We start from the raw sequence: 9564 nt of genomic DNA, 5'->3' as shown, positions 1-9564 counted from the left end.
AGATAGATATCCAGGTTGTATATTATTTTTCAGATTGGAGATTTTTATGAGATGTTCTTTGAAGACGCGATAGTAGCTTCAAAAACACTTGAAATAGCTCTAACAGGAAAATCATGTGGACTAGATGAAAGAGCTCCAATGTGTGGAGTACCTTTTCATAGTGCCAATTCATATATATCAAAGCTTGTAGAAGCTGGATTTAAGGTTGCAATAGGTGAACAACTAGAAGACCCAGCAACTGTTAAAGGTATAGTAAAAAGAGATGTTATAAGGGTTATAACTCCAGGTACTGTACTTGAGGGTAGTTTACTTGAAAATAAGAAAAATAACTATTTATTATCGATATATAAAGAAAATGAAAATATAGGTTTAACTTATGTAGATATAAGTACTGGAGAAGTTAATGCAACTCATTTATCTAGCGATAAAGTAGTTGAAGAGATAGCTAAAATTCATCCTAGCGAAATTATTATAAATGATTTAGGGTTTATACCAAGTCTTCAAAATATGATAACTCTAGGTAATATATATGTAAATGAAAATTTTAATGAAAATTATTTAGATATAAATATATTAAAAGAATATTTTAGTGATAACTATTTATCTAACATAAGATTTGATGATAAAAATCTTATGAAAAATAGTTTATCTATACTTTTAAACTATATATATAATACTCAAAAACAGGTAACTTCTAATATAAATTCTATAAATGTATATAATTCTAGCGAATATATGGTACTAGATATGTTTACAAGGAATAATCTAGAACTTACTCAAACAATAAGAGGTAATAAAAAGAAAGGTTCACTACTTCATGTACTTGATAAAACATCTACTGCAATGGGTGGTAGACTTATGAGAAAGTATGTAGAAGAGCCTTTAGTTAATAAAGATAAAATAGATGAAAGACTAAATGTTATAGAAGAAATAAAAGATGATTTTATGTTAAGAGAAGATTTAAATGATACTCTTAAAAATGTATATGACATAGAAAGAATATGCGGAAAAATCGCATTTGAAAAAGTAACTCCAAAGGAAATGATACATTTAAGAAATTCTATAGAAAAACTTCCTATTTTAAAAGAAATTATAAATTCATCAAATGGAGAAATACTTAAAAACTATATTAATGAACTTGATGATTTAAATGATATTTATAATTTAGTAAATGAAGCAATAATTGAAGAACCTGCAATTACTATAAAAGATGGAAATATAATAAAATCAGACTTTAACGATGAATTAAAAGAACTTAGAGATATATCTCAAAATGGTGCATTTTTAATAAAAGAGATAGAAAACCGTGAAAGAGAAAAAACGGGAGTCAAATCTTTAAAAATAGGATTTAATAAAGTATTTGGTTACTATATAGAAATAACAAAAGTAGGTCTTACTACTGCTAAAATAGATGAAACTTATATAAGAAAACAAACTTTAAGTAATGCAGAAAGATTTATAACTCCAGAACTTAAAGAAATAGAAGATAAAATACTTAATGCACAAGATAAAATAAAAGCACTTGAGTATGACATATTTGTAAATATAAGAAATGAAATATATAAAAACATAGATAGAATACAAAAGGTTGCAAAGATTATTGCAAATATAGATGTATTTGTATCTCTTGCAACTGTTGCGTATATAAATAACTATGTAAAGCCCAATATAAATGAAAATAACAAATTAGATATAAAAGATGGACGACATCCTGTAGTTGAGCGTATCGTTGGAGAAGAAAACTTCGTAGCAAATGATACCTACTTAAATAGTAATGAAAATATTATAAATATAATTACAGGACCAAATATGGCAGGTAAATCTACTTATATGAGACAAACTGCTATAATAGCATTAATGGCACATATTGGTTCGTTTGTTCCAGCTGAATATGCTAATATTCCAATATTAGATAGAATATTTACTAGAGTTGGAGCTAGTGATGATTTAAGTCAAGGCCAATCTACATTTATGGTTGAGATGAGCGAAGTATCATTAATACTTAAAAATGCTACAGAGAAAAGCTTAGTTATACTTGATGAAATAGGTCGTGGAACTAGTACTTATGATGGTATAAGTTTAGCGTGGTCAATAGTTGAGTACATTCAAAATAATATAAAGTGTAAGACTTTATTTGCAACACATTATCATGAATTAACTGATCTAGAAAATGAATTTGAAGATGTTAAAAATTATTCTATAGCGGTTAAAGAAGATAATGACGGAATAATTTTCTTAAGAAAAATAATACCTCAAGGGGCAGATAAGAGTTATGGAATATATGTTGCAAAGCTTGCAAAACTTCCAGATAAAGTTATAGGTAGAGCTAAAGATATATTAAAAGATTTAGAAAAAAATCATGTATATAATAGTATAGCTATAAACTCAGATAACTTAGGGGATGTACAAGTAAAAGAAAATATTGTATCTGAAACTACTAATGATAATATAGATAAAATAAGAACTCTAGAAATAGAATTAGAAAAATTAGGACAAGATAAATTAATTTTAGAAGAACAGTTAACCAAATTAACTAAAGAAAAATTTGAAAGTGAATCTATAAAAAATGATTATCAAGTTTTAATTAAAGAAAGTGAAAAGACTAAGAGAGCGTTAGAAAAAATAAATAAAGAATATAAAAAATTAAAAGAAGAATCAAATAATGCTATAGATGAGGTTGCACTTACTCAGATTTCTTTTGATACTATAAACGATAGCAATTTAAATGATGAAATATTAAATTTAGATATATTAAATATGACTCCAATTGATGCTATGAATGCACTTTATAATCTTCAAAAGAAAGCGAAAAATTCGCTACGCTCATAGCGCCAACGACAAGTCCGTTGCTTAAAATTCGCTACGCTCATAGCGCCAACGATATATCTTTGCTCTCGCTTCAGATACATCCGTTGCTTTAAAACTCACTACTTTAATTAGAGGAGGTGTATATATGAATAGAATTAATATATTAGATGATTTGACTATAAATAAAATAGCAGCAGGAGAGGTTGTAGAAAGGCCTTCTTCTGTTGTAAAAGAATTAATTGAGAACTGTATAGATGCAGGTGCATCTAAGGTAGTTATAGATATAGCTGATGGTGGTAAAAAATTTATAAAGATTATAGATAATGGTAGTGGAATAGCTTCTAGTGAAGTTGATAAATCATTTTTAAGACATGCTACTAGTAAAATAAGTAAAATTGATGATTTATATGACTTATATTCTCTAGGCTTTAGAGGAGAAGCATTAGCATCAATATCAGCAGTTTCAAAGTTAGAGATGATTACAAAAACTAAAGATGAGCCAGTTGGAACTAAGGTTTATGTAGAAGGTGGAAAAATAATATCTAAAGAACCAGCTGGAGCAAATAATGGTACTACTATAATTATTAAAGATATATTTTATAATACACCTGTAAGACAAAAGTTTTTAAAATCAACTCATGCAGAAACTATAAATATAAGTGATTTAATTAATAAATTAGCTATAGGAAACCCAAGTGTTCAATTTAAGTATGTTAACAATAATAAACCAATGTTAAATACTCCAGGAGACGGTAAGCTAACAAGTGTTATTAGAAGTATTTATGGCAAAGATGTATGTGAAAATTTAATTGAAATAAATTATGATTGTAAACATTTTAAAATAAGTGGATATATAGGAAACAATAATGTTTACAGGTCTAATAAAAACTTACAACATATTTATATAAATAAAAGATTTGTAAAAAGTAAGGTAATATTAGATGCAATAAGTGAAGCTTATAAATCTATTATTCCTATAAATAAGCATGCGGTATGCTTTTTAAATATGCAAATAAATCCAGCAAGTATAGATGTTAATATACATCCAACAAAACTTGAAATAAAATTTGAAAATGAACAAGAACTATATATAGAACTTAGAGATTATTTAAGAAGTAAATTATTAAGTTCTAGCCTAATAGGAAAATATGAAGTTTATGATAAAAATAAGATTCAGCCAAGACCTATTAATAATTTAGCTGAGGGAAAAATAGAATCATTTGAAAAAGAAACGAAAAAAATTGAAGTAGTAGAAATAGATAGTGAAAAACCAATAGATACATTTTTATCTGTTAATGAAATAATAAATAAAAGTTCAAGTATAAATGAAGAAAGTAATAAAAATTTATATATGAATGAAAATATAAAAGAAGATAATGTATACTCATTAGAACACTCTTTGAGAGAAAATAGAGATAATTTTAATGATAAAATAGATAATATGTACAAAACTAAAGCTATAAATGAATACAATCAAAGTAATATAAATGAATTACAGAGTATAAGTGAAAATTATTCGATTTACAATATAGATGTAAAAGAAGATGAACAACAAAATTTCTTTGAAGAAAAAATAGAGGATAATAGATTTTCATTAGACGATTATAATGTTATAGGAACTATATTTGATACTTATATAATATTATCAAAAGGGAATTCAATGTATTTATTAGACCAGCATGCAGCACATGAAAGAGTTTTATATGAAAGATATATGAATAAGTTTTATAAATCAGATATAAATATGCAACTTTTACTTAATCCTATAGTAGTAGAACTTTCAAATGTTGACATGTTAAAGGTTGAAGAAAACTTAGAATTATTTAAGAACTTTGGTTTTGAAATAGATATATTTGGTAATAATCATATAATGATAAGATGTGTGCCAACTATATTTGGTGTTCCTGAATCTGAAAAATTCATATTACAAATAATAGATAATATAGATGAAATAAAAAATAACTATGAACTAAAAGGTGAAAGATTTGCATCTATGGCATGTAGGTCAGCGATAAAGGCAAATGATAAAATAAATACTTTAGAGATAAAATCTTTATTTGAACAAATGAAAGAATGCAAAAATCCTTTTACTTGTCCACATGGTAGACCTATTATAGTAGAAATTTCTAAAACTGAAATAGAAAAAATGTTTAAAAGAATTATGTAGTTAAGAAAGGAACATTATGAAAAAGACACCAATTATAATACTTACAGGTCCAACGGCTGTTGGTAAAACTGATTTATCAATAAATTTATCAAAAGAACTAGATGCCGAGATTATATCAGCAGACTCTATGCAAATATATAAGTATATGGATATAGGTAGTGCAAAAGTAACCCAAGAAGAAATGGATGGAGTTAAGCATTATTTAATAGATGAGGTTACTCCAGATTTTTCCTTTTCAGTTTCAGAGTTTCAAGATAGAGCAGGTAAATATATACAAGAAATAAATGAAAAAGGAAAGAAAGTATTGGTAACTGGAGGAACGGGACTTTACTTAAATTCTTTAATATATAATATGGACTTTGCAAAATCTGATTCTGATAATGAACTTAGAGAAAAACTAAGAATAGAACTTGAAGAAAATGGTATCGACTATATGCACAATAAATTAAGAGAACTTGATTTTGATAGTGCAAATAGAATACACAAAAATAATACAAAAAGAGTAATAAGAGCTTTAGAAGTAGCATTAAGTGGAAAAAAAATGAATGATTTTTCTAATGATTTAAAATTTAATGATAAGTATGAGCCTATAATAATAGTATTAAATAGAGAAAGAGAACATTTGTATCAAAGAATAAATAAAAGAGTAGATATTATGATGGAGTCAGGGCTTATTGAAGAAGTAAAAAAATTACTTAGTATGGGATATACTAAAGATATGATATCTATGCAGGGTATAGGCTATAAAGAAATAATCAAATATTTAGAAGGCGAATATGAGCTTGAAGAAGCAATTGAAATAATAAAAAGAGATTCAAGAAGATATGCTAAGCGACAATTAACGTGGTTTAGAAGATATGAAAATGCAAAATGGTTTGACCTAGATAGTTATACTGATAGTAAAGTACTTAAAGATGATATAATCAAGTATATTGAAAATATGGTATAATATATATAGAATATAAGAATAGAGAAATAGAAAAAAATAAAAAAATATATTAATTTAAATTTCGGGAGGATATCTAATGAAAAATGTAGCTTTAAATTTACAGGATTTATTTTTAAATAATGCGAGAAAAGAAAAAATACCTGTAACTATATATTTAATGAATGGGGTGCAAGTAAAGGGGATTGTTAAAGGATTTGATAGTTATATAATAATGTTAGAAGGGGATAACAGACAACAAAACATGATATATAAACATGCTGTTTCTACTATATTACCTGGAAAATATATAAACTTACAAAATAATAATCAACAAGGAAACAATAACAATAACCATAACCATAGATAGTTTAATATATAAATTAAGGATAAGACTACTAAATTTAAATAGTAGTCTTATTTTAATTTTATAAGCAAATGTTATAATAGATTTATAGTATTTTAGTTAAGGAGAAAAGTAAAATGAGTGTTTTAAGTAGAAGAGAAAATATATTAAGCATGTTAAAAAACTCTAAACAAGCAATTAGTGGTACAAGTTTAGCAAATGAATTAAATGTAAGTAGACAAGTCATAGTAGGAGATATTGCAATTCTTAAAGCTGCAGGTGAAGACATTATATCAACATCAAAAGGATATATATTAAATGATAAGAAAGAAAGTGAAGGTTATATAGTAAAAACTATAGCTTGCAAGCACAGTAAAGAATACATTGAAGATGAACTTAATGTAATTGTTGATGAAGGTGCTACTGTAGTAAACGTAATGGTTGAGCATTGTCTATATGGGCAAATAACTGGAGACTTATATTTATCGTCTAGGCGTGATGTAAAAGAATTTATAGAAAAGCTTAAACGTGACATAGTTAATCCTTTATCGAATTTAACTGATGGCATACATTTACATACAATAAAATGTAAGGATGAAGCATCATTTAATGAAATTATAAAAAGTTTAGAAGCAAAAGGATATTTACTATAAGATTGACAATAACACCCTTTTTATTTATACTGTAAATACAGGTGTATATACAGTGTAAAGGGGGAGAAAAATATGAATAAAAAAGTAAATACTCAAGCTGTTGTTATTTCAGCAATTTTATGTTCTATTGCAATTATAATACCTATGTTTTCACCAATTAAAATAATACTAGAGCCAGCGTCATTTACATTAGCAAGCCATGTTCCAATTTTCTTAGCTATGTTTATTTCGCCAGGTACAGCATTATTTGTTACAGTTGGTAGCACTATAGGTTTTTTATTAGGAGGATTTCCGATTACTGTTGTATTAAGAGCATTAAGTCATTTATTATTTGTTATAATAGGATCAATATATTTAAAAAAACATAAAGATATAATTGAGGAAGGTAAATCATCGTTAATTTATTCTTTTACTGTTTCATTAATACATGCAATAGGGGAAGTACTAATAGTAATACCATTTTATTTTGGACCTTCATTATCTCAAGGGTATTATGATAAAGGGTTTATTGTTTCAATATTAGGATTAGTTGGACTAGGAACTATAATACACAGCATGATAGATTTCTCGCTATCAAAGTATATATGGAAGCTAATGCCTAAGGATGTAGTTAAAAAAATTGTGGTAAATATATAGTTAAGTGAATAAATAAAAAAGCTTCTATAAATTTTTATAGTAGCTTTTTTATTTATGCCCATGATTACTAAAGAGATTCTATTTAAAGTTTGGTGAACTAGTTTTTACAATATCAGATAACTTGAACTAAATTATTTAGTATGATAAAATTTTAATGTTAAAATTAAAAGAGACAGGTGAAAAATATGCTAAATGAAACAAAAGAGTTATTAAAAGGATTTTATCAATTAGATGATGAAATATTTGAATTATCTGAAGGTGTTATGGATGACATTAAAGATAGATTTGAGGAAATAAAAAGAGTAAGAGAATATAATCAGTATAAAGTATTAAAAGCTATGCAAAAAGCTCATCTAAGTGATAACCACTTTAACTGGACTACTGGATATGGCTACAATGACCTTGGACGTGAAAAAATAGAAGAAATATATTCAGAAGTTTTTGGTGCAGAAGATGCTTTAGTGAGACCTATAATAGTTAATGGAACTCATGCTCTTACGCTTTGCTTACAAGGTATAGTAAGACCTGGAGATGAAATACTTTCAGTAACTGGAAAACCATATGATACATTAGAAGGTGTTATAGGTATAAGAGAAGAAAAGGGTTCTTTAAAAGAATTTGGAGTTACATATAATCAAGTTGATTTCTTAGAAGATGGAAATGTTGACTTAGAAGGAATAAAAGAAAAATAAATGATAAAACAAAACTAGTGATGATTCAAAGGTCTAAAGGGTATTCTTGGAGAAAATCACTTACAATAGCGGATATAAAAGAGGTAATAGATACTGTAAAATCTATAAACAAAGATCTTATAGTTATGGTTGATAACTGTTATGGAGAATTTATAGAAACTAAAGAACCAACTGATGTTGGAGCTGATATAATGGCTGGTTCTTTAATTAAAAATCCAGGTGGTGGTCTTGCCTTAACAGGTGGATATATAGCAGGTAGAGCTGATTTAGTTGAACTTATATCATATAGATTAACTTCTCCTGGGATAGGAAAAGAATGTGGATTAACATTTGGAACTAGTAGAAGTGTACTTCAAGGATTCTTTATGGCTCCATATGTTGTATCTCAAGCTGTAATGGGTGCAATATTCTGTGCTAGAGCATTTGAAAAAATGGGATATGATGTACTTCCAAAATATGATGATGTTAGAAGTGATATAATACAAATAGTAAGACTTAAAGACGCTAAAGAAGTTATAGCTTTTTGCCAAGGAATACAAGCAGCAGCCCCTGTTGATTCTTATGTTAAGCCAGAACCATGGGCAATGCCAGGTTATGATGATGAAGTCATAATGGCAGCAGGTGCTTTTATACAAGGTTCTTCTATAGAATTAAGTGCTGATGCACCTATAAGACCTCCATACAATGTATACTTCCAAGGTGGGCTTACATTTGACCACTCTAAGATGGGTACATTAAAGGCAATACAATATATGAAAAACTCAAAATAATAAGGGGTGTAGCATGAATTGGATTGAAGAAATAGAGAGATATGTTCCTATTGATGAACAAGAACAAAAAGATAGAGAGATAATATTAAAATGTATAAAAGAAAGTGATGATATATTAACTAGAGAAAATGAAGTAGCACATATTACTAGCTCTGGATTTATAGTAAATAAAAATAGAGATAAAGTACTTATGATTCACCACAATATTTACAATTCTTGGGGATGGACTGGTGGTCATGCTGATGGTGATTGTGATTTATTACATGTTGCTATAAAAGAAGCAAAAGAAGAAACTGGCATTAAGAATGTAGTACCAGTAACTAATGATATATGCTGTATAGATATACTTCCTGTAATTGCTCATATTAAAAGAGGAAAATATGTTGCATCTCATCTACACTTATCAATAGCTTATGTACTAGAAGCAGATGAAAGTGAAGAATTATTTGTTAAAGCAGATGAAAATAGTGGAGTTAAGTGGATTAATATATCAGATATAGAAAGTTGTACGGATGAAAAACATATGCTAAATGTTTATAATAAATTAATCAATAAGGCTAAATCATA

At 27.1% G+C, this 9564-nt stretch carries 6 protein-coding genes and 2 pseudogenes; all 8 read left to right on the top strand.

The window, feature by feature from the left end:
- Positions 1–2829, top strand: a pseudogene (gene mutS / locus BN899_RS09230) (DNA mismatch repair protein MutS); the annotation flags it as partial.
- Positions 2830–2953: 124 nt separating this feature from the next.
- Positions 2954–4975 (top strand): DNA mismatch repair endonuclease MutL, encoded by a 2022-nt coding sequence (gene mutL / locus BN899_RS09225; protein ID WP_042274844.1) that lies wholly within the window; start codon positions 2954–2956, stop codon positions 4973–4975.
- 16 nt (positions 4976–4991) lie between these two features.
- On the top strand, positions 4992–5924 hold the full coding sequence (gene miaA, locus BN899_RS09220; RefSeq protein ID WP_042274843.1) for a tRNA (adenosine(37)-N6)-dimethylallyltransferase MiaA: 933 nt from the start codon (positions 4992–4994) through the stop codon (positions 5922–5924).
- Positions 5925–6000: 76 nt separating this feature from the next.
- Entirely contained in the window at positions 6001–6270 is a 270-nt protein-coding gene (gene hfq / locus BN899_RS09215) for an RNA chaperone Hfq (protein ID WP_042274842.1), read from the top strand.
- Positions 6271–6383: 113 nt separating this feature from the next.
- Positions 6384–6899 (top strand): transcription repressor NadR, encoded by a 516-nt coding sequence (locus BN899_RS09210; RefSeq protein ID WP_042274840.1) that lies wholly within the window; start codon positions 6384–6386, stop codon positions 6897–6899.
- A 72-nt stretch (positions 6900–6971) separates the two neighbouring features.
- Complete coding sequence (locus BN899_RS09205; RefSeq protein ID WP_042274838.1) at positions 6972–7535, top strand: hypothetical protein; 564 nt, start codon at positions 6972–6974, stop codon at positions 7533–7535.
- A gap of 185 nt (positions 7536–7720) precedes the next feature.
- Positions 7721–8997: pseudogene (locus tag BN899_RS20810) on the top strand (methionine gamma-lyase family protein).
- Between the two features lie 13 nt (positions 8998–9010).
- Positions 9011–9564 (top strand): NUDIX hydrolase (locus BN899_RS09195; RefSeq protein ID WP_042274837.1); only part of this gene is annotated, 554 nt, incomplete at its 3' end.

Origin of the sequence: Faecalimicrobium dakarense, from assembly GCF_000499525.1 — a bacterium.
Classification (GTDB): Bacteria; Bacillota; Clostridia; order Peptostreptococcales; family Peptostreptococcaceae; genus Faecalimicrobium; species Faecalimicrobium dakarense.
The sequence above is the reverse complement of the archived record's forward strand: the minus strand, read 5'-3'. Positions and strand labels throughout refer to the sequence as shown.

What these genes read in the sequence shown, in the direction of transcription:
- BN899_RS09205 (WP_042274838.1), top strand. Translation starts at nt 6,972, where the DNA reads ATGAATAAAAAAGTAAATACTCAAGCTGTTGTTATTTCAGCAATTTTA.
- hfq (WP_042274842.1), top strand. Translation starts at nt 6,001, where the DNA reads ATGAAAAATGTAGCTTTAAATTTACAGGATTTATTTTTAAATAATGCG.
- BN899_RS09210 (WP_042274840.1), top strand. Translation starts at nt 6,384, where the DNA reads ATGAGTGTTTTAAGTAGAAGAGAAAATATATTAAGCATGTTAAAAAAC.
- mutL (WP_042274844.1), top strand. Translation starts at nt 2,954, where the DNA reads ATGAATAGAATTAATATATTAGATGATTTGACTATAAATAAAATAGCA.
- miaA (WP_042274843.1), top strand. Translation starts at nt 4,992, where the DNA reads ATGAAAAAGACACCAATTATAATACTTACAGGTCCAACGGCTGTTGGT.